The following is a 24466-nucleotide window of genomic DNA, read 5'->3' on the forward strand; positions in this document are numbered from 1 at the left end:
AGACAAATGGGACTTCTCGACGGTCGCGTGGTCATCGTGACGGGTGCGGGCGGCGGCCTCGGGCGGGCGCACGCGCTGGCGTTCGCCGCCGAGGGTGCGCGCGTGGTGGTCAACGATATCGGCGTCGGCCTTGACGGCTCGCCGGCCGGCGGTGGTAGCGCCGCCCAAGGCGTCGTCGACGAAATCACCGCGGCCGGGGGGGAAGCCGTCGCCAACGGATCCAACGTCGCCGACTGGACGCAGTCGGCTGAGCTGATCCAGACCGCGATTGACAATTTCGGTGGACTCGACGTCCTGGTGAACAACGCCGGCATCGTCCGGGACCGGATGTTCGTCAACGCCACCGAAGACGAGTTCGATGCCGTCACCGCCGTGCACCTCAAGGGGCACTTCGCCACCATGAAGCACGCCGGTGCGTACTGGCGGGCGCAGTCCAAGGCCGGCAATGCCGTTGACGCCCGGATCATCAACACCAGCTCGGGTGCCGGCCTGCAGGGCAGCGTCGGGCAGGCGACCTACAGTGCCGCCAAGGCCGGTATCGCCGCGCTGACGTTGGTGGCCGCCGCCGAGATGGGCCGCTTCGGTGTGACCGTCAATGCCATCGCACCGTCCGCGCGCACCCGGATGACCGAGACGGTCTTCGCCGACATGATGGCCACGCAGGACAGCGATTTCGACGCCATGGCGCCGGAGAATGTCTCGCCGCTGCTGGTGTGGCTCGGCAGCGTCGAGTCCAAGGACGTCACCGGCCGGGTGTTCGAGGTCGAAGGCGGCATCATCCGGGTGGCTGAAGGCTGGAACCGCGGCGGGACCATTGACAAGGGCGCCCGCTGGGATCCCGTCGAGCTCGGCCCGGTCGTCAACGATCTACTGGCCAAGTCGCGCACCCCGCTGCCGGTGTTCGGCGCCTAGCCAGCTTCCCCGCCCCCGGTGCCCTGAGCATTCAGCCCGTGCGGTGCACAACCTCACCGCCGACCATCGTCAGCGCCGCCTGGACGGTCCCGATGTCCTCGGCGCGGAATACGTCGCAGTCCAGGGCGACCAGATCGGCGACCTTGCCTACGGCGATGGTGCCGCGGTCCTCGTCGTGGTTGGCGTACGCCGAGCCGGCGGTGTACGCCGTCAAGGCGGTGCGTAGGTCGAGCGTCTCCTGCGCCTGAAGTGGCGTGTCGAAGACGTTTGCGCCGACCGCGTGGGGGTCGGCGCGCGTACCCGTGCGGTGGACGGCGGTGTGGATGGCCCACATCGGATTCGGATCGGTGACGGGCCAGTCACTGCCCATCGCCAGGCGAGCGCCGTGCCGCTGCAGTGATCCGAATGGGAAGTGCCATAGTTCCCGGTCGGGTCCCAGCAGCGGTAGCTTGCGCTCGACGATCTCGGTATCTCTACGTGCCCAGAGCGCCTGGATGTTGGCAATCACACCGAGCGCGCCGAACCGCGGGATGTCGCTCGGGTCGACGACATCGAGGTGGGCGATGTGGTGTCGCCCGTCGAACTGCGGCGTCGATCGGATCGCGACTTCCAGTGCGTCAAGACACTCGCGCACGGCGCGGTCGCCGACTGCATGCATGTGGATCTGAAAGCGTTCGGCAGCAAGGCGAGTCGCGATTTCGGTGAGCTCGCTCGTGTCGATGAACGACATCCCGGTCAGTGCATCACCCGAGGTGCCCTGATAGGGCGCAAGCATCGCTGCCGTGCAGTTCTCGCAGATGCCGTCCTGCATGATCTTGACGGTCGAGGCACTGAACCGGCCTTGCCCAGCAGCGGCGCGGCGGGCCAGGAGCTCGTCCAACTGGGGAAGTCCGGCGTCAGCGGTCCACCACAGCGCCCCGACCACACGCGCAGTCAGCTCACCCGCGGCGTCTGCGTCGAGGTAGGTGGAAAGGATGTCGGTGAGTCCGAACGCCGGAATGCCGACACCGGCGTCCTGCCAACTTGTCACGCCGACAGAGTGCAACCGTCGTTGTGCTTCGAGCAGGGCACGCCGGAGGAACTTCGGCGTGACCTCCGGGATCAGGCGGTTGAGTGGTTCGGCCGCGCTTTCGAAGATCATCCCCGTCGGCTTGCCGTCTGGGTCACGCACGATGCATCCCCCCGGCGGATCGGGCGTGGTGGCGTCGACTCCAGCGAGGGTGAGGGCGCGGCTGTTCACCCACACGCCGTGGCCGTCGTGGCTCGACAACACCACGGGTCGGTCGGCGATCACGTCGTCGATGTCGGCTGCGGTCGGGAATCCACCGTCGAAGGCGTCGCCGTACCACCCGCTTCCCGCGACCACGTCGTCCTCGGGATGGGCCGCAGCGTAGCCGGCTATCGCCGTCCGATAGCCGGCCCGGTCGTGCGGAAGAATCGACAGATCGCAACGGAGAGCTTGCATACCGGCAGCGACGGGATGCACGTGGGCATCGATGAAGCCCGGCAGCAGCGTCGCGCCGCCGAGGTCGACCACTTCTGTGCCGGCGCCGATCAGGTCGCGGTCGACACCGTGGCCGACGGCGACGATGCGCCCGTCCAACACGGCGACGCTGTCGGCGGGACGGCTGCCGTCGGGGCGGAAGACCGACGCGTTGGCGAAGACGTAGTCGACGTGCACCGGGAGATCGTCACGCCGTTCCGGTACGCGGTCAACGTGGACTTCTCGCTGCGCTACATCGATGAAACAGATCTAGCAATCCGATTCTTTGTGATTTATCCGTTTCAATCCTGGCCGAATACTGATAGCGATCGCGGTCACAGCCGCGGAAACGTCGTATGTGAAGGCCGGTGTCCATGACCGCACCCAGCTCCAGACCGGAATCCGTCGAACGCCGGACGATCGACCATGTACCAGTGGACGAACGTCATGGTCGCGCGCGTGATCTGTTCACCGTGTGGTTCGGCTCCAACATCATGTTGTTGACGATCATCACGGGGGCGTTGTCCACCACGGTGTTCGGTCTGCCGTGGTGGGCCGGCGCGCTCGCGGTGGTGCTCGGCAACGTCGTCGGTGCAGTCGTGATGGCATTGCACGCGGCGCAGGGTCCGCAGATGGGCGTGCCCCAGATGCTGCAGACCCGGGCCCAGTTCGGGTCGTACGGGAGCCTGCTCGTGGTGGTCCTGGTGGTGTTCATGTACCTGGGCTTCTTCGCCTCCAACGCGGTGTTGGGCGGCCAGGCGCTCTCGCACGTCACTGGCCTGCCCACCAACTGGTCCATCGTCATCATCGGGCTGATCAGTGTGGTCGCGACGATCGTCGGCTACCGACTGATTCATCGGGTGACGGCGGTGTTGTCGGTGGTGGCCGGCGGTGCGCTGATCGTGGCATTCGTGTGGATCATCGGTGTCAATGGCGTGCCCGCTGGGACATGGCACACCGACGGATTCAGCTGGGCCGGCTTCATGGCCACGCTCTCGGTGGCCGCCCTATGGCAGATCGCTTATGCCCCATATGTTTCCGACTACACCAGGTACATGCCCAAGGACACCGGCCAGCGGGCCGCGTTCTGGGGCACGTACGCGGGGTGTGTGCTCGGTTCGGTGCTGCCCATGTTGCTGGGTGTGCTGGTGGGTGCCGCGCTACCCAACGCCGAGACGCTCGATGGGCTTTCGACGCTGACGCATGGCGTGACCACCGGGGTGTTCGCGATCTTCGCGATCGGTATCACCGCCACCAATGCGATGAACCTGTACTGCGGGACGTTGTCGACCATCACCATCGGACAGAACATCGTTCCGCGGTGGAATCCTCAGGCCGGCAGCCGAGCGGCGGTCGCGATCGCCCTGTTCGTTCTGACGCTGATTCCCGCGCTCATCAGCGCTGACGACTTCTTGGCCAACTACGCCAACTTCCTCGCGCTCCTGTTGTGCGTGTTGATCCCGTGGACAGCGGTCAACCTGGTCGACTACTACCTGTTGCGGCACGGGCACTACGACATCGACGCACTCTTCGAACGTGACGGCGGTATCTACGGCCGCTTCAACTGGGTCGCCATCGGCTGCTATTTCGCCGGCATTCTGGTGCAGATCCCGTTCCTGTCGACAACGTTGTTCACCGGGTTCGCGGCCGAGGCGATCAACAAGGTGGATGTGTCCTGGATCGTCGGCCTCGCCGTCATCTGTCCGCTGTATTACGTGCTGATGCGACCGCGGGTGGTCGCTGCATCCCTCGCCAGCGCGGCACCGAGTGCAGCGTGAGTCGCTGCGAGTATCTCGTCGTCGGCGGGGGAACGGCGGGATGCATTGTCGCCGGCCGTCTTTCGGAAGACCCCGATGTCCGGGTCACGCTCATCGAGCCGGGACCCTCCGACGTGAACGAACCACGCGCTCTGGACATTCGGCGGTGGCCCGAGATGGTGGAGAGCGAGTACGACCTCGACTACCGCAGCATCGCGCAGCAGCGGGGCAACTCCAACATCCGTCAGGCGCGGATGCGCATCCTGGGTGGTTGTTCCACGGCCAACACGATGATCAGCTGGCGACCGTTGGCGGCCGATCTGCAGGAGTGGGCGGCACTCGGCGTCGAGGGCTGGGACCCAGAGACGGTCGACACGTGCTTCGACAGGCTGGCGACACCGATCGTTCCGATACCTGCCGAGCATCAGAACCCCTACGTCGCCGACGTCGTTGCGTCGGCAATTCGGGCGCTCGGCCTGCCCGCGCGCTCGAACTGGAACAGCGATGCGGACTTCGCCCGTAGCGGCGTGGGAGCGGGCTTCTTCGAGATCGGTTACACGCCCGAGAGCCATCTGCGCTCGTCGACATCGGTGTACTACCTGCACGACGTCATGGGCTCGCGGGACAACCTCACCGTCCGGCACGGGCTGCGGAGCGTGCGGATCCTGCTCGAGGACGGGGCCGCTGTCGGTGTGCTCGCTGTCGACGAGCACGGACTCGAGCACGAGATCCGCGCGTCCCGTGAAGTGATCGTGTGCTGTGGTGCCATCGACTCGCCGAAACTGTTGCAACTCTCCGGGATCGGACCACGGGCGGTCTTGTCGGCCGCTGGTGTGGATACTGTCGTGGACAGCCCCGGGGTCGGGGAGAACCTGATGGATCACGCCGAGGGCCTGATCGTCTGGGAGGCTCGTCGCGAGGTTCCCGACACGTGTGCCACCGGCTGGGACGCCGGCGCTGCGGTACGGCTGCGCACCGACGGTCCGGTGCGGCCCGACGTTCTCATGCACTTTCCGGTGGAGGCCGTCGCCGATCATGCGGTGGCCTACGGCGCCGAGCTCCCCGATCGGATTGTGGCGCTGGCGCCTAACGTCGCCAAACCGGCGAGCCGCGGCCGCGTGTGGATCACCACTGCGGATCCGGACGCGCCGCCCAGCATCGACTACGGGTATTTCACCGACGCCGGCGGCGTCGATGAGGCGACGTTGATCGCCGGCATCCGGCTGGCTCGACGGATCGCCGCAACGGCACCGATGTCCGAGTGGATCGGCGACGAAGTGTTCCCCGGTGCGGATCTGACCACCGACGACGAGCTGTCGCCCGCGCTGCGCGCAACCCACCAGACCGTTTACCACGTGTCCGGCACGTGCCGAATGGGTGCATCCGAAGACCCACTAGCGGTGTGTGATTCGCGGTTGCGGGTTCGTGGCGTTCGTGGGTTGAGGGTCGTCGACGCCTCGGTCCTTCCGACCATCCCCTCGGTCAATCCCGTCGGGACCATCATGGCCATCGCCGAGCGTGCCAGCGACTTGATCACCGAGGACAATGTGGTGGCGGCCCCGCTAGGCGGCCATTCCTTGCGATGATGCGCAGATTATTCGACTGACCGGTGGAGTGTGCGAGCCTACCGTTACCCTTGGCGAAGACCTTGGGACGGGTAGGAGCATGCCGTGGCGCGAGCGCGCAACCAGGACGCGCGGCGCAGCCAGCTGGTGGCTGCGACGATCGAGGTCATCGCCGACCGTGGCCTGGGCGCCGTACGCGCCAAGGACATCGCCGCGGCCGCCGGGATATCTCCGCGGTTGGTGGCCTACTACTACCCGGAGATCGACGATCTCATCGACGAGGTCTACCGCAGCGCCGTCGATCGGTATTACTGGCAGCGGCTGGAGGCGATCAACAAGCTCGACAGCCCGGTTGACCGGCTCGTCAACCTGATCGAGTCAGGTCTACCCGCTGGCGAGAGCGACATGCTCAGCCGCGCGCTGTACGAGTTCTCCGTCAATGCCGGCCGTGAGCCCACCCATGGCACGTTGATGACGCTGCTATTCGAGCGCGAGGTGTCGCTGTACGCCGCTGTGCTCGAGGCCGGCCAGGCGTCGGGGGACTTCGCGCTCACCGAGTCCGTCCTCGATATCGCACAGAATTTCGTCGCGCTCGAGGATGCGTTCGGCATGTACCTCAACGGCGGCAACTCCTCATTGGACACCAGCGGTGCCGCGGCTTTGCTGCGCAGTTACGCGCGCTCGGTCACCGGCGCCGATATCTGAGAAATCCGCACCACCTCTTGACGCGCGACTCTTAGCGGAGCATTCTTTGCGGTATAGCGCAAAGAATGTGAACGGCGCGACATAGCACCGTGGTTCGTCGCATGCGCCACTTCGACAGGCGAGACCAATGGAGAGGACGGCATCACCCATGACCGAGACGATCGAAAGTCCCACATCATCGGCCCCGGCAACGGACTGGTCGATGGGCGACCTCGGGCGACTTGCCCAGCGGCACCTCATCATGAGCTTCACCGCGGGTTCGGTCTACACCGAAGTGCCCCCGCCGGTGATGGTGCGCGGCGAGGGCAGTCGTCTTTGGGATACGGAGGGTCACGAGTACATCGATGCGCTCGCCGGATTGTTCTGTGTCAACGTCGGATACAGCTTCGGCGCAGAGATCGGCGAGGCGGTACGGGATCAGATGGCCCAACTTCCGTACTACACCAACTGGGGTGCGGCGCATCCGCCGGCCGTGAAACTAGCTGCCAAGATCGCCGAATTGGCTCCGCGTGGACTGGACCGGGTGTATTTCACCTCTGGCGGCGGCGAGTCCAACGAGGCTGCCGTCAAGCTCATCCGGCAGTACCACCAGGCCCGCGGCGAACACGCCCGGATCAAGTTCCTCTCGCGGCGCGCGGCCTACCATGGCACGTCGTATGCCGCCCTTTCATTGAACGGAATGACCAACCTGCGCAAGCAGTTTGAGCCACTGATGTATGGGTCGCGACATATCGCCAACAGTAAGCGTTACAAGCGTCCCGCCGGGGAGACCGAGCGGCAGTTCACCGAATTGCTGCTCAACGAGATCGAGACGCTGATCGCGCAGGAGGGGCCGGATACGGTGGCGGGGATTTTCCTCGAGCCGCTGCAGAACGCCGGTGGGTCGCTGGTGCCTCCAGCGGGCTATCACGAAGGCGTACGTGAGATCTGCGACCGCTATGGCATCGTCCTGGTCGCCGATGAGGTGATCTGCGGATTCGGCCGGCTCGGCGAGTGGTTCGGATCCACCCGGTTCAACGTCCAGCCCGACATCATCACTTTCGCCAAGGGTGTGTCGTCGGCGCACGTGCCGCTCGGCGGGATGATCACCAAGAGCGCGATCCTGGATGCGGTCAACAACGGACCCGACGGAATGTACCTTCACGGCTTGACATTTGGTGGTCACCCAGTGGCGTGCGCCGCCGGCCTGGCGAATATCGAAGTAATGGAGCGCGAGGACGTTCTCGGTAACGTCAAGCGTAACGAAGCCTATTTCCGCGCCCAGTTGGACACACTGCTCAATGAGCGTCTGGTCGGCGATGTCCGTGGCGTCGGTTACCACTACTCACTGGAGTTGGTTACTGACAAGGAGCGGCGCACCTGGACGGCCGAGACGACGGCCAACGACTTCGTGTCCGGCATGTTGCAGCCAGCCCTCCTTGAGGCCGGGATCCTTTGCCGTGCGGCGGTGGATCATGAGGGCGCGCCGCTGATCCAGTTCTCGCCGCCGCTGGTGTTCGGTCGCGACGATATCGATGAACTCGTCGGACGGCTGCGGCGGCTCCTGGGTGAGCTGACCGCGCGCGTGCGGTAGAGGTTCGGGTGACGGTGCCCGCAGTCACAGGCTGCGGGCACTTCGCCGACCCCGAAATATGTTGTGCTGCATCGATTTATGCGATTATCTAGCCAGGAAAAGAGTGCTTTACACGTGGCTGCGCCGGCCTCAGTGTCATATCTCACAGCAGCGGTATCGCTCGCTGATGCGATCACAAGCAAAGGTGCGATAAATGGCCTCAGACAAGCTATTCGAAGTATCGGCGGACCAGCAGACTGTCCTGGCCGCCAGCGAGACAAAGCATCTCCAGAAGTCGCTCGGCCGGCTGGACATCATTTTCCTCATCGTTGCGGCGGTGGTATCCATCGAAGTGCTGGGACAGGTTTCCAGCTTCGGCGGGCAGACCTTCACTTGGGCACTCGTGCTCGCCGTCTTCTTCTTGGTGCCCTATGGCCTGATCTTCGCCGAGATCGGAAGTACGTTCACCGACGAGGGTGGTGTGTACGTGTGGGTGCGGCGCGCCTTCGGCCGTCCGATGGCGGCCATTGCCGCGCTCTTGACGTGGGTGACACAGCCGGTGTGGGTGGGCGGCTCGTGCACGTTCATCGCCGCCGAGGTATGGAGTCAGTACGTCCTGCCGTTCGAGCACGGGTCACTGACCGACTACTTGTTCAAGACGGTATTCATCTGGATGACGGTGTTGGCCGCGGTCATCAGCCTGCGTCACGGAAAATGGATCCCCAACCTCGGTGCAATCCTCAAGATCATCTTCCTGCTGAGCTTCGTCGTGACCGCCGGAATCTACGCCGCCCGCAACGGTTTCGCCGGACTGACGACAAGTGACTTCTCGCCGACGCTGGCCGGCCTGCTAGGCGTGACACCGCTGCTGCTGTTTTCCTATCTCGGCTTCGAGTCGGGAAACAGTGCTGCAGAAGAGATGAAGAAGCCGGCACGGGACGTGCCCGTCGCCATCGCGCGGTCCTCGGCGATCGCTGCGGCCGCATATCTGTTGCCGATCGCGGCGATCCTGCTCGTTGTGCCCGCCGACCAGATCACCGGGATCGGTGGTCTCATGGAAGCCGTTGCCACTGTCTACAGCGTCTACGGTTCGGCTGCTCCGGCCATGCTGACCGTGACGGGCATCGTGTTCGCCCTCGTGTTGATGACGCAGGGCTCCGCATGGATGATCATCAGTGACCGGATGCAGGCGATGGCTGCGGCCGACGGAGCCTTCTTCCGTGGGTTCTTCGGCCGATTCCATCCCAAGCTGGGCACGCCGATCCGCGTCAACCTGCTGTCGGGCGTCGTGGGGACGATCTTCATGCTGGCCGCCATGGCTGTCAGCGGATCGGCCGCAGCGGTATTCGGAGTTGTGCTCTCGATCTCGGTGTCGACGTTCCTGCTCAGCTACTTGATCACGATCCCGGCCGCGGTTCGGTTGCGCACGGCATTTCCCGATGTAGTTCGGCCCTTCAAGGTGCCGGTGTCCGACAGCGTGTTCCGTGCGTTGGGTGCACTGTGCTTCAGCTGGGTGGCATTGGGCAGTTGGGTAGCCGTCTTCCCCGGTACGCTCGATCGCCTCTTCGGCCTTGACTACGACTTCCAGGAAACCTGGGGTGTGAGTGCGGGCGTCTTCGAACTGTTCACGCTCGGCACGCTCGCCGCCCTCACCGCCCTTGGACTGGTGGGTTATCTGGCAGCCAGACCGTTGCGAACCGAACGAGGAACCGGACAGCGAACGCCGGCAGCTGCCGTCGAGGGCGAACCTGCGTTGCCGTGACCGGGACCGGTTGCCGCAGTCGCGCGAGGGGCAGAAGTCCTCGCGTGGCTGCGCTTTGCGCCAGGCCTCACAGTTGGTCGTCGGGAATCCGGCTGATCAATCGGATCGCGAGGTGGACGCAGGGCCCGATGAAGACCGCGAACAGCACCGTTCCGATTCCCGCGACACCACCGAGCAGCCAGCCGGCGAGCAGCACAGTGCCCTCCACTGCGGCACGCGCCGCGCCGAGTGGCCAGCCCGCAGTTCTGGCGATGCCGGTCATGAGTCCGTCCCGCGGCCCTGGGCCCAGTCCAGTCGTGAGATAGACACCACTGCCGAGCGCGACGACCAGTATCCCGCCTATACACAGGGCAACCCGTTGGGGCAGCACGTCGACGTCGGGTAGCCAACGCAGGACCACGTCGAGAGCACTGCCAACCAGCACGACATTGGCCAGCGTGCCCAGACCGGGGCGCTGCCGCAACGGAATCCACAGCAGCAGTACGGCCGCGCCGATCAGGTTGGTCATCATGCCGATGGATAGCCCGGCACGGGCCGCGGTGCCCTGCGCGAAGACCGTCCACGGTGAATTGCCCAGATGCGCCGCGACAAGCATCGCCTCGCCGGTGCCGAACAGCCACTGCCCGCCGACGAGCCGCACCGCCTGGCCGGGGCGCGGCAGCCATCTGCTCATCACCGCGGACAACGCACGGCGCTACCTCGCTCTAGAGTGCGATCCACGTGGTCTTGAGTCCGGTGTACTTGTCTAGCGCATGCAAGGACAAGTCGCGGCCGAAGCCGGACTGTTTGAAGCCGCCGAACGGCGTCTGCGCGCTCAGGGCGTCGACGGTGTTGACGGACACGGTGCCGGCCCGCAGCGCGGCGGACACCGTGTGAGCGCGGCGCAGGTCGTTGGTCCACACCGACGCGGCCAAGCCGTACACAGTGTCATTTGCCATCCGGATCGCCTCGTCCTGATCGTCGAACGTCTGGACCGCGAGAACCGGACCGAACACCTCCTCGGTGATCAGTTCGGCGGCCGGACCGAGTCCGGTCACAACGGTCGGTTCGATGAAGCAGCCGTCGCCGGCCCGCCTCCCGCCGACCAGCACATCGCCGTCGTTGCGCGAGCGGTCGACAAAGCCGAGCACGTGCTCGGTGTGGGCGACGTCGACGATGGCGCCCTGCGCTGCTGCCGGATCGAGGGGATTGCCCGGACGCAGCTGTCCGGCACGGACCACCAGCTCGGCAACGAACTCGTCGGCGATCGACTTCTGCACCAGCAAACGGGAATTCGACGAGCACACCGCGCCCTGGTTGTAGAAGGCGCCGAACAGTGCCTTGTCGACGGCCTGCTCGAGATCGGCGTCCGCGAACACCAGATTAGGGCTCTTACCGCCGCATTCGAGCCAGACCTGCTTGAGGTTGGAATCGGCGGCGTACCGCAGGAACGCCTTCCCGGTGGCGGTCGAGCCGGTGAAGGCGAGGACGTCGACGTCTGGATGCAGGCCCAGAGCTGCACCCGCGGTCTGCCCCAGGCCGGGAACGACGTTGAGCACTCCGCTGGGCAGGCCGGCTTCGGTGGCCAATTCGGCCAGCCGCAGCGAAGACAGCGGTGCACGTTCGGAAGGCTTGAGCACCACGGAGTTTCCGGCGGCCAGTGCCGGCGCCACCTTCCAGACGGCGAGGTCGAGCGGGAAATTCCACGGCGTCACGGCGCCCACCACACCAAGCGGTTCACGGGTCACCAACGCGAGGTTTCCCGGCTCGGTCGGTGCGATCTCACCGTTGATCTTGTCGAGGGCCTCGCCGTAGTAGGCGACTAAGCCTGCAGCCGAAGGGACGTCGACGGTGTAGGCCTCGGTGACGAGCTTGCCCATATCCATGGAGTCCAGCAGGGCTAACTCGACGCTGTGCTCAACGATCAAGTCCGCTAGTCGCAACAGCACGCGCTTGCGCTCCCCGATCGAGGAACGCGACCAGTCGCCCGTGTCGAATGCCCGCCGAGCGGATCGCACGGCGAGATCGACATCGACGTCCTGTGCCGAGGCCACTGTCGCGATGACATCCCCGGTGGCCGGATTCACCGAATCGAAGGTCGCCCCGGATTGGGCGGGGCGGAAAGCGCCGTCCAGGAAAATGCCGTCGCGGGGCTCGATGTCGGCGGCGTGGCGGGTCCAGTCGGCCAGAGTCGCGGGGCGGATATCTGCTGTCGTCGTCACGGCTCCACCCTGCACCGACGACATGCACCTGTACAGCAGGTGTTTCCGAACCCTAGGATCGATTTTCCTGATGCGAGAGGTTCTCGATATGTCCGACTACACACTGCGGCAACTCGAGTACTTCGTCGCGGTCGCCGAGGCGGGCAGCGTGACGCGAGCGGCGGCACAGGTTCACCTGTCGCAGTCGGCTATGTCGGCCGCGTTGGCCGACCTGGAGAACGCGTTGTCGGTGCAGCTGCTGGTGCGTCATCACGCCCGAGGAATCAGCCTGACTCCCGCGGGCAAGGAACTGCTTGTCGCCAGCCGCCAACTGCTGGCGTCCGCGGCCGACCTGCGCGCCGTCGCGCAGGGATTGGGCACCTCCCTCAGTGGCACACTCTCGATCGGCTGCTTCCAGGTCGTAGCGCCCTACCTGCTGCCGGAGCTGCTGGCCACCGCCGCCGAGAAACTGCCCAAACTCGACTTGCTCACGACCGAAGTCGATCTCGCAGATCTGGCGGAAGGGGTGGCCAACGGGACGTTCGAACTAGGCATCGGATACGACCTCGTCGACGACCCGCGGCTGAAGCGCTGGCCGTTGTACACGCTGCCGCCCTATGTCCTGGTCTCGGGACAGCATCGCTTCGCGACCCGGGACAGCGTCGATCTTGCCGAACTCGCCGACGAACCGATGGTCCTGCTGGATCTGCCGCACAGCCGCGACTACTTCCAGAGCGTCTTCAGTGCGGCCGGTGTCACACCGAACATTCGCTACCGCTCGACGACAGTCGAAACGTGTCGCGCACTGGTCGGGCGTGGCCTGGCCTACTGCGTGCTGAACCTGCGGGCTGCGGTGCCGACCGCACTCGACGGCCACGCGGTCGCCGCCGTTCCGATCAGCGGTGACCCGCCCAGCCTCACCGTGGTCCTGCTCGACGCCATCGCGGCCCGTCCTACCCGGCGAGCCAGCGTCGTTGCCGACCTGTGTCGCAACCTGTTTGCGAGTCCACCCAAAATCTGACCTCCGACGTGCGTGGATCGTTTTCCCCGATGCCATACATCGGATCTACGCGCTGTACAGATGCAGGCTGGGCTTGAACCATGGAAGGCGCGAGCAGATGTGCCGAATCCGTGGAGGTCAAGTTGTCGATCGAAGAGGTCGAGGTTCTCGTCGTGGGGGCGGGGCAGGCGGGGATCGCGATGAGCGAGCACCTCGGTGCGCAGCGCGTGCCGCACCTCGTCGTGGAGCGCGACCGCATCGCCGAACGATGGCGGTCGTGGCGGTGGGACTCCCTGGTGGCCAACGGCCCGGCGTGGCACGACCGCTTTCCCGGACTCGAGTTCGAGCTGGCCCCTGATGCTTTCGCCGGCAAGGACGAAGTCGCCGACTACCTCGTCGCGTACGCGAACAAGATCGCTGCTCCGATTCGCACGGGCGTCACGGTGACGTCGGTGCGGAAACTGCAGGGGCGGGCGGGCTTTCGCGTCGAGACGTCCGACGGCACCATCGATGCCCGGTTCGTCGTCGCCGCCACCGGTGCCTTTCAGAAACCGGTCATCCCGGCGGTCGTCCCGGACAGCGCCGGGATCCATCAGCTGCACTCCAGCTCTTACCACAACCCACAGCAGCTACCTGCCGGAGCCGTGCTGGTGGTCGGTGCCGGCTCGTCCGGGGTGCAGATCGCCGACGAGCTGCGGCAATCCGGCCGGGACGTGTATCTCGCGGTCGGTCCACACGACCGCCCGCCCCGAAGCTATCGGGGCCGCGACTTCTGCTGGTGGCTGGGAGTTCTGGGCAAGTGGGACATGGCCGCGCCCCCACGCGGCGCTGAACACGTGACGATCGCGGTCAGTGGCGCGCAGGGCGGACACACCGTCGACTTTCGTAACCTGGCGGCCAGCGGGATCACGCTGTTGGGGATGGCTGGTCCGTACGAAAACGGTGTCATGAGCTTTGCGCCGGATTTGCGCACCAACATCGAAAGTGGTGACGCGAACTACCTTTCGATGCTCGACGAGGCGGATGCCTACATCGCCCGCAACGGACTGGACCTGCCCGAGGAACCCCAGGCACGCGTCTTCGGCCCCGATCCTGACTGCATGACCAACCCGATCGGTTCACTCGACCTGGGCGCAGCCGGCATCACGTCGATCATCTGGGCCGTCGGTTTCGCGTTTGACTTCGGCTGGCTTCAGGTCGACGCCTTTGACGACACCGGCCGCCCCCGCCATCAGCGCGGTGTGTCAGCCGAGCCCGGCGTCTACTTCCTGGGGCTGCCGTGGCAGTCCCGTCGCGGATCGAGCTTTATCTGGGGTGTCTGGCATGACGCCAAATATCTGGCCGACCAGATCGCGATCCAGCGCAGCTATCTTGCCTACGATGCACCTCTGCTCGCCGATCACTAACTGCGCCAAAATGATTAGAGAGGATTGTGGTCGATGAGTGACGCGACACCGACTGGAGCCACGCACACGCGCATCCGGCCGTTCAACACCAAAGACACCTACCCCGAGCAGAACCTCGACAATGATCTCTGCCAGGCAGTGATTGCAGGTGGTGTGGTGTACCTCCGCGGGCAGATCGGTCAGGATCTCGACACCCGCGAGTCGGTAGGCATCGGAGACGTCGAAGCGCAGGCCGAGAAGGCGATGGCCAATATCGCGATGCTGCTCGATGAGGCGGGGAGCAGCCTCAAGGACATCGTCAAGGTGACGGTCTATCTCGTCGACATCCGCTACCGCGAAACGGTATACCGCGTGATGGGGCGCTGGCTCAAGGGCGTATACCCGGTCTCCACCGGGCTGGTCGTCGACGCGCTGGCCCGCCCCGAATGGCTGGTGGAGATCGACGCCACCGCGGTACTCAGCCGGGATCCGTCGTGACGTTCTCACTGGTGGTACGAGACGGCGCAGCGTTCGGCATGGTGGTGTGCTCGTCGAGTCCCGCGGTCGCCTCCCGGTGTGTGCACCTGCGCGCCGGTGTAGGAGCGGTCGCCAGTCAGAACGTCACCAACCCGCATCTGGGCGTGCTGACACTGAATGCGCTTGCCGGCGGGGCCGATGCGGCTTCCGCACTCGAGAAGACCGTCGCCGGTGAGCCATACGCCGACCACCGGCAACTGATCGTCGTCGACTCGTCGGGCGGCACCGCGATCCACACCGGTGCGAAGGCGTTGGGCACCCGGCACGAGAGGCAGACCGAGAACGCAGCGGCCGCGGGCAATATGCTCGCCGACCGCGCGGTCATCGATGCGCTACTCGAGGGTTATCGCGACTCCGCCGCATCCACGACTGAACGGCGAATGCTGGACGGTCTCGCCGCCGCTCTGGCAGCGGGTGGTGAGGCGGGACCGGTGCATTCCGCCGGACTCCAGGTGGTCGAGGACGTGCCGTGGCCGGTCACCGACCTTCGCGTCGACTGGCACGATGATCCGATCGGTGAGCTGCACCGGTTGTGGCAGGTCTGGGAGGAGCAGAAGGCCGACTACCGCACGCGCGCAATCGATCCCACTGCTGCACCGTCGTATGGAGTGCCGGGGGATCTATGATCGCCGCACTCGACGAGACCGTCCGCTCCGCGATCGATCGCGCGCGCGATCGAATCCTCGCGCTGTCGCACGATTTGCACGCACATCCCGAGATCGCTTGGGAAGAGGTCCGGTCCTGCGCCCGGGTGGCGAGCGACCTGGCTGATGCGGGATTCACCATCGAGGAGAATTTCACCGGTCTACCAACGGCCTTCCTGGCTCGGCGTGGAACCGGGCCACTCCACCTCGCGGTGTGCGCCGAGTACGACGCGCTGAAGGGGATGGGGCACGCATGCGGTCACAACGTGATCGCCGCGATCTCAACGGGTGCGGCAGTCGCCCTCGCACCGTACGTCGATGACCTCGGTGTCACGCTGTCGGTGTTCGGCACCCCCGCAGAGGAGGGCGGTGGCGGAAAGATCGAGATACTGGACCGCGGTGGATTCGTCGGTGTGCACGCGGCTGCCATGGTGCACCCCGGGCCGGTCGACGTGGCCCGTGCCGAGCCGTACGCCGTGTCGCACAGTCACATCCAGTACGACGGAAGGGCCGCTCACGCGGCAGCCTATCCGGATCGGGGAGTGAACGCCGCTGACGCCTTCACCATCGCTCAGGTGGCGATCGGCTTGCTGCGCCAGCAGTTCCCTCACGATGTCCGCGTGCACGGAGTGATGACCAATGGCGGAGAAGTGCCGAACGCCATCCCGCAGCGCACCGAGGGCCGCTGGTACGTGCGGGCGGGCACGCTGGCCGAACTCGCGGGCCTCGAGCAACGAGTCAACCGGTGTTTCGAGGCCGGTGCGCTCGCGACGGGTTGCGAACTGACGATCACTCCGGAAAGCAAGCCATACGCCGAGTTTCGTACCGACGAGGGCTTGCTGGCCGGCTACGTGCGGCGAGCCGAAGAGCTCGGCAGGCGCTTCAGTTCCGGTTCCGATTCGCTGATGAACCGTGCATCCACCGATATGGGCAATGTCTCCCAACATATTCCGGCGATTCACCCCTACATCGGGATCGACTCGCTACCCGCGGTCAACCACCAAGTCGAATTCGCGGCGGCGGCCATCTCTGCGGCCGCCGACAGAGCCGCAGTCGACGGCGCTCAGGCGCTGGCGCTTACCCTTCTGGACGCGGCGTCCGACCCCGAAACCCGGCAGCGCCTGATAGAGGCGGCGGAAGGCGATGTGCGATGACCGTACGCGTGGAACACGATCTGCTCGGCGACTGCGAGGTCCCCGCCCTTGCGTATTACGGGGTGCACACCGCGCGCGCTGTCGAGAATTTCCCGATCACCGGCATCCCCATCGCACGGTACCCGGAACTGATCGTTGCGCTGGGCTGCGTGAAATTGGCAGCCGCCCGCGCCAACCACCGGTTGGGGTTGCTCAACGCCGAACGGGCAGATGCCATCGTTTCGGCCTGCCAGGAGCTCAAGTCCGGCATGTTGCACGACCAGTTCGTCGTCGATGTCATCCAGGGTGGTGCCGGCACGTCGACGAACATGAACGCCAATGAGGTCATCGCCAACCGGGGCCTGGAATTACTCGGATACCAGCGGGGGCAGTACGCGCATCTGCACCCCCTCGAACACGTCAACCTCGGACAGAGCACCAACGATGTCTATCCGACTGCGCTGAAGATCGCGCTTCAGTTCGCGGTTCACCGGTTACAACGTGCGATGACTGAACTTGTTGCGGCGTTCGCGGACAAGGCTGTCGAGTTCGGCGGACATCTGAAGATGGGGCGTACCCAGCTGCAGGATGCGGTCCCGATGACGCTCGGTCAGGAGTTCGGTAGTTACGCGGTGATGGTGGGTGAGGATGCTGACCGATTGGGTGAGGCCGCCACACTGATCTGCGAGATCAATCTGGGCGGCACCGCGATCGGCACCGGCCTCAACGCGCACCGTGGATATGCCGAGGCGGTGTGTGAGGAGTTGTGCGCTACCACCGAATTGCCGTTGGTGACCGCATCGAACCTCGTGGAAGCCACCCAGGACGTCGGTTCGTTCGTACAACTGTCTGGCGTGCTGAAGCGAACCGCGGTCAAATTGTCGAAGATCTGCAACGATCTGCGGCTGCTGTCATCGGGTCCGCGGGCCGGCCTGGGTGAGATCAATCTGCCTGCCGTACAGGCGGGTTCGAGCATCATGCCGGGCAAGGTGAACCCGGTGATTCCCGAAGTCGTCAATCAGGTGGCCTTCGAGGTGATTGGCAATGATGTCGCGATCAGCATGGCTGCCGAGGGCGGTCAGTTGCAGCTCAACGCCTTCGAACCGATCATCGCGCACAGCCTGTTCGAATCCTTGACCCACCTGACGGCCGCATGTGACACCCTGCGGAAGCGCTGTGTGGTGGGGATAACGGCCAATGTCGCTCGTATGCGCGCCACGGTCGATCAGTCCATCGGTCTGGTGACGGCGCTCAACCCGTATATCGGTTACGAGGCAGCGACCAGGCTTGCGGCCGATGCACTGAACTCTGATTCCGATATCGCATCACTTGTCCTCGATCGCGGGCTGCTGACAGCCTCGGAGCTGGAGAAGATTCTGCAACCGCACAATCTGACCGGGCCGCGGCACGGGGGCAGTTGATGACGGGCATCGTGACCATCGGCATCGCACAGTGGCTGGCGCGATGCGGTGAGCCGGCCCGAAATCTGGACGACGCGCTGCGACTCGTCGGGGAGCTCGGGGAACGGGGCTGCGACCTCATCGTGCTGCCGGAGCTGTGGCCCTGCGGATACAACCCGGCGACGGTGGCCAGTGACGCGCGCAATGCCGCTGAGCCACTTGATGGTCCGCGTGGTCTGGCATTGGCGGACGCTGCGCGCACCCACAACGTGTGGTTGTTCGCGGGCACGGTGCCGGAGTTGAGCGCGGACCGGATCTACAACACCGCGCTGTGCTATCGACCGGATGGTGCGCTCGTCGGCACACACCGCAAGGTGCACCTCTACACACCGCTCGGCGAGCACGAGGTCTTCGCGGCCGGCGAGCGAGCCACGGTTATCGACGTCGACGGCGTCGGCGCGGTGGGCATGAGTACCTGCTTCGACGGTGATCATCCCGCGTACGCGCGTTCGCTGCACGACGCCGGCGCCCGCGTCGTGATTGCTCCATGCGCTTACGAGGTCGCGACCGAATCGTGGTGGGATATCTTGTATCCCGCCAACGCGCTGGCCAACGGCCAATGGTGGATCATGGCGAATCAGTGCGGTGACGATCTACTGGGCAAGAGCCGGATCATCGCGCCGGACGGGGCGATCGTGGCGCAGGCACGGCGGGTTGGCGACAGCGACGGCGCCGACCTGATCGTGGCTGCGGTGGACCTCGCCGCGGGCGTTCAGGCTGCCGAACTCACCGCGGGAGCCCTGTGGTCTTGATGCCATCGGATGGCCGGCCGAACGCTAGGCGCGCTGAACGGCTTTAGGGATCACAAATCACAATCGGGATGACCCGGTCGGTCCACGCCTGGTAATCCTGGAAGCTCGAGTACATCTCGACCAGCTTGGGCCAGTACACGGCGCGCTCCTGCTCGGTTGCGTCCCTGGCGGTCAGGTACAGCACCTCATCCTTGATCTGGACGGTGATCTTCGGGTCGGCCTTGAGGTTGAGGTACCACATCGGATGCTTTGCGGCGCCGCCCTGCGAGGCCACCAGAACCACCCGGTCGCCCTCGCGCAGGAACAACAGCGGACTCACCCGTGGCTCACCGGTCTTGCGGCCGGTGGTGGTCAACAACGCCACCGGTGCGCCCTGCAGGAAACTGCCGGCGACCTTGCCACCGCTGCGCTTGTACAAGAAGGTCTGCGCCCGCGACATCCACTTGATGATGAATTTGGTCTGCGGCGAGTTCAGCGACTTGGGTGGCGGCTTGGCGGACATGCGGCACTCCTCGTGCGTGCTAGCGCGTGATGAACGGGCGGATACCTGCCCGGATGTGGTGGATCAAGCCGTCGGAGGCGGGGATCAAGAACGTCTCGTCGATGTGTGCGCCGACTCGCCGTCCGGCCAACGACGGTTTGGTGACCAGATCAAAGCGGGCGTGGACTTCGTCGCCGACCACCCTGAACTCCGGCTCGGACACTGACGCGATGACCTTGTACTGCAGACCGTTATTGAGGCTGCGGCGCAAGTGATCTCCGGAGAAGCCGGTCTTGAGCCCGACCTCGACGCGCGTGCAGCCCGGGGCGAACGGCACCTGGTCGGCCCGATGGCTGGCCAGCGCCTCGATATAGGCGCGCGCCGCCGCAATCCGTGCATCGTCCGAAACAGGTTGGGTCACGCGAGCACTAGATCCGCTCGATGATGGTGCCGGTCGACAGCGCGCCGCCGGCACACATGGTGATCAGGGCGGTGCTCTGGTCGGTGCGCTCCAGTTCGTGCAGCGCGGTGGTGATCAACCGGCTGCCGGTGCTGCCCACGGGGTGGCCGAGCGCAATCGCGCCGCCGTTGACGTTGACCTTGTCCATATCGGCGCCGTGGACCTGGGCCCAGCTGAGCACCACCGACGCGAACGCTTCGTTGATCTCCACCAGGTCGATATCGCCCAGCTTCATGCCGGCCTTCTCCAACACCCGTGCGGTGGACTGCACGGGGCCGTCGAGGTGGTAGTAGGTCTCGGAGCCGACGAGAGCCTGGCTGATGATCCGAGCCCGCGGCTTGAGCCCGAGCGCACGCGCCTTGTCTTCGTCCATCCACAGCACCGCCGCGGCGCCGTCGGAGATCTGCGATGAGGTGCCCGCAGTGTGCATGGCGCCCTCCATCACCGGCTTGAGCCCCGCCAGCCCCTCGAGCGTGGTCTCCCGGAGCCCCTGGTCGCGGCTGACCATGTGCCGCTCCTCGGTAGGCCGCTTGTTCTCGTCGATCACCGGGGCCTCGATGGGGGAGATTTCCCGGTCGAAGCGGTGCTCGTCCCAGGCCCGCTTGGCTCGTTGCTGCGAGAGCAATCCGAGGTGGTCGAGGTCGTCGCGAGTGATACCGCGGCGCTTGGCGATCCGCTCGGCGGCGGTGAACTGATCGGGCATGTCGATGTCCCACGATGCGGCGCGGATCAGCGAGCGGTCCGGCCCGGCGTTGGCACCCAGACCGACCCGGCTCATCGCCTCGATACCGCAAGCGATGCCGACGTCGATGGCGCCGGTGGCAATCAGGCCGGCGATCAGGTGGTTGGCCTGCTGTGCGCTGCCGCACTGGCAGTCGACGGTCGTCGCGCCGATCTGCTCGGGCAGGCCCGCGGTCAGCCACGCCACCCGGGTGATGTTGTTGGACTGCTCGCCGTATTGGGTGACGCAACCGCCGATGACCTGCTCGACCTCGTTGGCGTCGATGCCGGCCTTGTCGATCACTGCCTTTTGAACGGCGCCCAACAATTCGGTCGCATGCAGACCCGAGAGCCAACCGCCCCGCTTGCCGATCGGGCTGCGGGTGGCTTCGACGATGACAGGATTACCCATGAGGTCAGGCTAGAACACGTTTCATTACTCTGACAAGCGAGGATGCTTTTGCGCCTTTTGTCTGCGGTGAAGCCATGTTTTACTGGCACTAGAACACGTCATATTGAGGAGTGCATGAGCATGCCAACCCCCAACATCCCGCCCGGCTTCGATTTCCTGGACCCGGATCTGTGTGTGCAGCGGCTGCCAGTCGAGGAACTCGCCGAGCTACGGCGGGTCGCGCCGGTTTGGTGGTGCGAACAGGCTATCGGCAAGGGCGGATTCAACGACGGCGGCTACTGGGTCGTCACCAAGCACAAGGACGTCAAAGAGGTCTCGCGCCGTAACGACGTCTTCCTCAGCTCGCCCAACACCGCGATCCCGCAGTTCCCCGATGAGATGGCGCGTGAAGACATCGACCTGCAAAAGGTCGTAATGCTCAACATGGACGGCGAGTACCACGACCGGTTGCGCCGGATCATCTCCAAGGGGTTCACCCCGAGGGCCATCGGGGCGCTGCGCGAGGAGCTCGACCGGCGGGCCCAGATCATCGCCAAGGAAGCCTCCGCTCAGGGCGGCGGCGACTTCGTCGAGCAGGTGGCCTGCGAGCTGCCGCTGCAGGCGATCGCCGATTTGCTGGGCGTGCCCCAGGACGATCGCGCCAAGCTGTTCCGCTGGTCGAACGAAATGACCGGTAACGGCGACGAAGAATTCGACGTCGACCCCAAGCAGTCCTCGATGGAGGTGCTGGCCTACGCCATGCACATGGCCGAGGTGAAGGGCAAGAATCCTGGCGATGACATCGTCACCGCGCTGATCAACGCCGACATCGACGGCGAGAAGCTCTCCGATGACGAGTTCGGCTTCTTCGTCATGATGCTGGCCGTCGCCGGCAACGAGACCACCCGCAATTCGATCACCCACGGGATGATCGCCTTCGCCAACAATCCTGACCAGTGGGAGCTCTACAAGAAGGAACGCCCGGAAACCGCGGCGGATGAGATCGTCCGGTGGGCCACCCCGGTCACCGCCTTCCAACGCACCGCTGCCGAGGATGTCGAGCTGTCCGGCGCGCAGATCAAGCAGGGCCAGCGGGTGGTGATGTTCTATCGCTCGGCCAACTTCGACGAAGACGTCTTCGAGGATCCGCACGCGTTCAACATCCTGCGCAATCCGAACCCGCACGTCGGCTTCGGCGGCACCGGGGTGCACTACTGCGTCGGGGCGAACCTGGCCAAGATGACGATCAACCTCATCTTCAACGCCATCGCCGACCACATGCCCGATCTCACCTCGGTCGGCACACCCGAACGGCTACGTTCGGGGTGGCTCAACGCCATCAAGCACTGGCAGGTCGACTACGTCGGCACATCGGCCTAAGCATTTCGTAGGAATCAAGGAGGATTCTCCGTGGACTTCAGTCCGGACGAAGGGCAGCAGGCCGTCACCGATGTGGTGACGTCCGCGCTGGAGCGGGACAACAGCTGGGACGCGCTGGTCACGGGCGGCATCGTGGCGTTCGGCGTCCCGGAGCGGCTCGGCGGTGACGGTCTGGGGCTAGCCGAGATCACCTCGGCGCTCACTCAGATCGGCAGGTTCGGCAACGTCAGTCCTGCGTTTGCGACCCTGGGTCTGGGCCTGCTTCCGTTGCTGGACTTGGCCTCCGACTCTCAACAGGATCGCTACCTGGCCGGTGTCGCCAAGGGCGCGGTGCTGACCGCCGCGCTGAACGAGCCGGGGCGCTCGTTGCCGGAGCGGCCCGCCACGCGGCTGACGGACGGCAAGCTCAACGGCACCAAGGTCGCCGTTCCCTATGCGGAGCAGGCGGACTGGATCGTCGTCAGCACCGACAGCGGTGTGGTCGTGGTCTCGCCCAAGGCCGCCGGCGTGAGCTTGACGAAGACTCCGACGGCGACTCACTCCGACGAGTACGTCGTCACCTTCACCGACACTCCGGTCGCCGACGCCGATGTGTTGGGCGGCAACGACTCCGTGCATCGGGTCAATCAGCTGGTGCTGGCCGCCGTCGGCGCATACGCGGCCGGTCTGGTGGCGGGTGCGCTGAGGCTCACCGCCGACTACGTCGCCACCCGCGAACAATTCGGCAGGCCGTTGTCGACGTTCCAGACCGTCGCCGCCCAGCTCGCCGAAATCTATATCGCCTCGCGAACCATCACGTTGGCGTCGACATCGGTGTCCTGGTTGCTGTCGGAGGGCCGGGACGCGTCGGATGATCTTGACGTCCTTGGTTACTGGGTGACATCGCAGGCGCCCCCGGTCATGCAACTGTGCCACCATCTGCACGGCGGGATGGGGATGGACATCACCTATCCCATGCACCGCTATTACTCGTCGATCAAAGACCTGACCCGGCTGTTGGGCGGTAAGGCACACCGCCTCGAACTGGTTGGAGCGTAAATGTTTATCGAGCTAACGCCCGAGCAGAAGCAGCTGCAAGCCGAACTGCGGGAGTACTTTTCAAATCTCATTTCGCCTGAGGAGACCCAGGCGATGGAGTCCGACCGGCACAATGAGGCCTACCGGGCAATCATCAAGCGAATGGGCTCCGACGGCAAGCTGGGTGCCGGCTGGCCCAAAGAGTACGGCGGCCTGGGCTACGGCCCCATCGAGCAGTCGATCTTCGTCAACGAGGCGCAGCGTGCCGATGTGCCGCTGCCCGCGGTGACTCTGCAGACCGTCGGACCGACCCTGCAGCAGTACGGGACCGAGGCGCAGAAGAAGAAGTTCCTGCCGGCGATCCTGGCCGGCGAGGTCCACTTCGCCATCGGCTACAGCGAACCGGACGCCGGCACCGACCTGGCCTCATTGCGGACCACAGCGGTCAAGCAAGGCGACGAGTACATCGTCAACGGTCAGAAGATGTGGACCACCGGCGGGCACGATGCCGACTACATCTGGCTGGCCTGTCGCACCGACCCTGACGCGGTGAAGCACAAGGGCATCTCGATTCTCATCGTCGACACCAAGGATCCGGGGTACTCCTGGACGCCGGTCATCTTGTCCGACGGCGCCCATCACACCAACGCGACGTACTACAACGACGTGCGGGTGCCGGCCGACATGCTCGTCGGTGAAGAGAACGGTGGCTGGCGGCTGATCACCACCCAGCTCAACAACGAGCGGGTCATGCTCGGGCCCGCCGGACGCTTCGCTGCGCTCTACGACCGGGTGCATGCGTGGGCGTCCAAGCCCGGCAGTAATGGGGACACTCCGCTCGACCACGACGACGTCAAGCGCTCGCTCGGCGAGCTCAAGGCGATGTGGCGCATCAACGAACTGCTCAACTGGCAGGTTGCGGCGTCGGGCGAGACCATCGACGTCGCGGACGCGGCCGCCACCAAGGTCTTCGGTACTGAGCGCATCCAGTACGCGGGCCGGTTAGCCGAGGAAATCGTTGGTACACATGGCAATCCGGCTGATCCGGAAACCGCTGAGCTGCTGCAGTGGCTGGACAGCCAGACCAAGCGCAACTTGGTGATCACATTCGGTGGTGGAGTGAACGAAGTGATGCGGGAAATGATCGCGGCGTCCGGCTTGAAGGTCCCGAGGGTTCCGCGATGAGCGCT

The 24466-nt window shown here is 65.2% G+C and carries 22 protein-coding genes; 16 read left to right on the plus strand and 6 right to left on the minus strand.

All coding sequences use genetic code 11. From position 1 onward, the window contains the following. Positions 1-6 precede the first annotated feature (6 nt). Entirely contained in the window at positions 7-912 is a 906-nt protein-coding gene (locus tag G6N38_RS13925; protein WP_163748329.1) for an SDR family oxidoreductase, read from the plus strand. A 31-nt stretch (positions 913-943) separates the two neighbouring features. Here G6N38_RS13925 and G6N38_RS13930 read toward each other — a convergent pair whose 3' ends face one another. After that, on the minus strand, positions 944-2593 hold the full coding sequence (locus tag G6N38_RS13930) for an amidohydrolase (protein WP_163748332.1): 1650 nt from the start codon (positions 2591-2593) through the stop codon (positions 944-946). A 236-nt stretch (positions 2594-2829) separates the two neighbouring features. Here G6N38_RS13930 and G6N38_RS13935 point away from each other — a divergent pair, with 236 nt between their 5' ends. From G6N38_RS13935 to G6N38_RS13955, 5 genes are all read left to right on the plus strand, one after another. Continuing rightward, entirely contained in the window at positions 2830-4173 is a 1344-nt protein-coding gene (locus tag G6N38_RS13935) for a purine-cytosine permease family protein (RefSeq protein ID WP_246227908.1), read from the plus strand. Continuing rightward, on the plus strand, positions 4170-5738 hold the full coding sequence (locus G6N38_RS13940; protein ID WP_163748339.1) for a GMC family oxidoreductase: 1569 nt from the start codon (positions 4170-4172) through the stop codon (positions 5736-5738). Before G6N38_RS13935 ends, G6N38_RS13940 begins: the two co-directional genes overlap by 4 nt. An 84-nt stretch (positions 5739-5822) precedes the next feature. After that, complete coding sequence (locus G6N38_RS13945; protein ID WP_163748342.1) at positions 5823-6422, plus strand: TetR/AcrR family transcriptional regulator; 600 nt, start codon at positions 5823-5825, stop codon at positions 6420-6422. A 148-nt stretch (positions 6423-6570) separates the two neighbouring features. Continuing rightward, complete coding sequence (locus G6N38_RS13950; protein ID WP_246227910.1) at positions 6571-7995, plus strand: aspartate aminotransferase family protein; 1425 nt, start codon at positions 6571-6573, stop codon at positions 7993-7995. 193 nt (positions 7996-8188) lie between these two features. Further along, positions 8189-9736: an APC family permease gene (locus G6N38_RS13955; RefSeq protein WP_163748345.1), complete on the plus strand. Its 1548-nt coding sequence runs from the start codon at positions 8189-8191 to the stop codon at positions 9734-9736. 67 nt (positions 9737-9803) lie between these two features. Here the strand turns inward: G6N38_RS13955 and yczE are convergent, their stop codons facing one another. Both yczE and G6N38_RS13965 read right to left on the minus strand, forming a co-directional pair. Beyond that, positions 9804-10409 carry a membrane protein YczE gene (yczE, locus tag G6N38_RS13960; RefSeq protein WP_163748347.1) on the minus strand — a complete coding sequence of 202 codons (606 nt, stop codon included), beginning with the start codon at positions 10407-10409 and terminating at the stop codon, positions 9804-9806. Between the two features lie 31 nt (positions 10410-10440). Further along, entirely contained in the window at positions 10441-11937 is a 1497-nt protein-coding gene (locus tag G6N38_RS13965; RefSeq protein WP_246227913.1) for an aldehyde dehydrogenase, read from the minus strand. 88 nt (positions 11938-12025) lie between these two features. Here G6N38_RS13965 and G6N38_RS13970 point away from each other — a divergent pair, with 88 nt between their 5' ends. From G6N38_RS13970 to G6N38_RS14000, 7 genes are all read left to right on the plus strand, one after another. Then, on the plus strand, positions 12026-12937 hold the full coding sequence (locus tag G6N38_RS13970; RefSeq protein WP_163748354.1) for a LysR family transcriptional regulator: 912 nt from the start codon (positions 12026-12028) through the stop codon (positions 12935-12937). A 122-nt stretch (positions 12938-13059) separates the two neighbouring features. Beyond that, complete coding sequence (locus G6N38_RS13975) at positions 13060-14322, plus strand: flavin-containing monooxygenase (RefSeq protein WP_163752004.1); 1263 nt, start codon at positions 13060-13062, stop codon at positions 14320-14322. Between the two features lie 33 nt (positions 14323-14355). Then, complete coding sequence (locus G6N38_RS13980) at positions 14356-14799, plus strand: RidA family protein (RefSeq protein WP_163748357.1); 444 nt, start codon at positions 14356-14358, stop codon at positions 14797-14799. Next, on the plus strand, positions 14796-15464 hold the full coding sequence (locus G6N38_RS13985; protein ID WP_163748360.1) for a DUF1028 domain-containing protein: 669 nt from the start codon (positions 14796-14798) through the stop codon (positions 15462-15464). The genes G6N38_RS13980 and G6N38_RS13985 overlap by 4 nt, the downstream gene beginning before the upstream one ends. Then, positions 15461-16636: a M20 family metallopeptidase gene (locus G6N38_RS13990; RefSeq protein ID WP_163748363.1), complete on the plus strand. Its 1176-nt coding sequence runs from the start codon at positions 15461-15463 to the stop codon at positions 16634-16636. Before G6N38_RS13985 ends, G6N38_RS13990 begins: the two co-directional genes overlap by 4 nt. Continuing rightward, positions 16633-18036 (plus strand): aspartate ammonia-lyase, encoded by a 1404-nt coding sequence (locus G6N38_RS13995; protein ID WP_163748366.1) that lies wholly within the window; start codon positions 16633-16635, stop codon positions 18034-18036. Before G6N38_RS13990 ends, G6N38_RS13995 begins: the two co-directional genes overlap by 4 nt. Beyond that, the gene (locus tag G6N38_RS14000; protein WP_163748369.1) at positions 18036-18827 is read left to right on the plus strand and encodes a carbon-nitrogen hydrolase family protein; all 792 of its coding nucleotides are present in this window, start codon (positions 18036-18038) and stop codon (positions 18825-18827) included. Before G6N38_RS13995 ends, G6N38_RS14000 begins: the two co-directional genes overlap by 1 nt. Positions 18828-18870: 43 nt before the next feature. Here the strand turns inward: G6N38_RS14000 and G6N38_RS14005 are convergent, their stop codons facing one another. From G6N38_RS14005 to G6N38_RS14015, 3 genes are read right to left on the minus strand one after another with little or no spacing between them, the layout of a single operon-like run. After that, positions 18871-19329: a nitroreductase family deazaflavin-dependent oxidoreductase gene (locus tag G6N38_RS14005; RefSeq protein WP_163748372.1), complete on the minus strand. Its 459-nt coding sequence runs from the start codon at positions 19327-19329 to the stop codon at positions 18871-18873. 19 nt (positions 19330-19348) lie between these two features. Beyond that, positions 19349-19729: a DUF8021 domain-containing protein gene (locus tag G6N38_RS14010; RefSeq protein ID WP_163748375.1), complete on the minus strand. Its 381-nt coding sequence runs from the start codon at positions 19727-19729 to the stop codon at positions 19349-19351. 7 nt (positions 19730-19736) lie between these two features. Beyond that, a complete protein-coding gene (locus G6N38_RS14015) occupies positions 19737-20900 on the minus strand; it encodes a steroid 3-ketoacyl-CoA thiolase (RefSeq protein ID WP_163748377.1) in 1164 nt (387 codons plus the stop codon). Positions 20901-21020: 120 nt separating this feature from the next. On the opposite strand from G6N38_RS14015, the gene G6N38_RS14020 reads away from it, so the two are divergent. Genes G6N38_RS14020 through fadE29 form a run of 3 tightly spaced genes read left to right on the plus strand, consistent with a single transcriptional unit; the run spans position 21021 to position 24461 of the window. Continuing rightward, a complete protein-coding gene (locus tag G6N38_RS14020; RefSeq protein ID WP_163752005.1) occupies positions 21021-22259 on the plus strand; it encodes a cytochrome P450 in 1239 nt (412 codons plus the stop codon). Positions 22260-22289: 30 nt separating this feature from the next. Then, the gene (locus G6N38_RS14025; protein WP_163748378.1) at positions 22290-23297 is read left to right on the plus strand and encodes an acyl-CoA dehydrogenase family protein; all 1008 of its coding nucleotides are present in this window, start codon (positions 22290-22292) and stop codon (positions 23295-23297) included. After that, on the plus strand, positions 23298-24461 hold the full coding sequence (gene fadE29 / locus G6N38_RS14030) for an acyl-CoA dehydrogenase FadE29 (RefSeq protein WP_163748380.1): 1164 nt from the start codon (positions 23298-23300) through the stop codon (positions 24459-24461). Positions 24462-24466 lie beyond the last annotated feature (5 nt).

Source organism: Mycolicibacterium helvum (assembly GCF_010731895.1).
GTDB classification, from domain to species: domain Bacteria; phylum Actinomycetota; class Actinomycetes; order Mycobacteriales; family Mycobacteriaceae; genus Mycobacterium; species Mycobacterium helvum.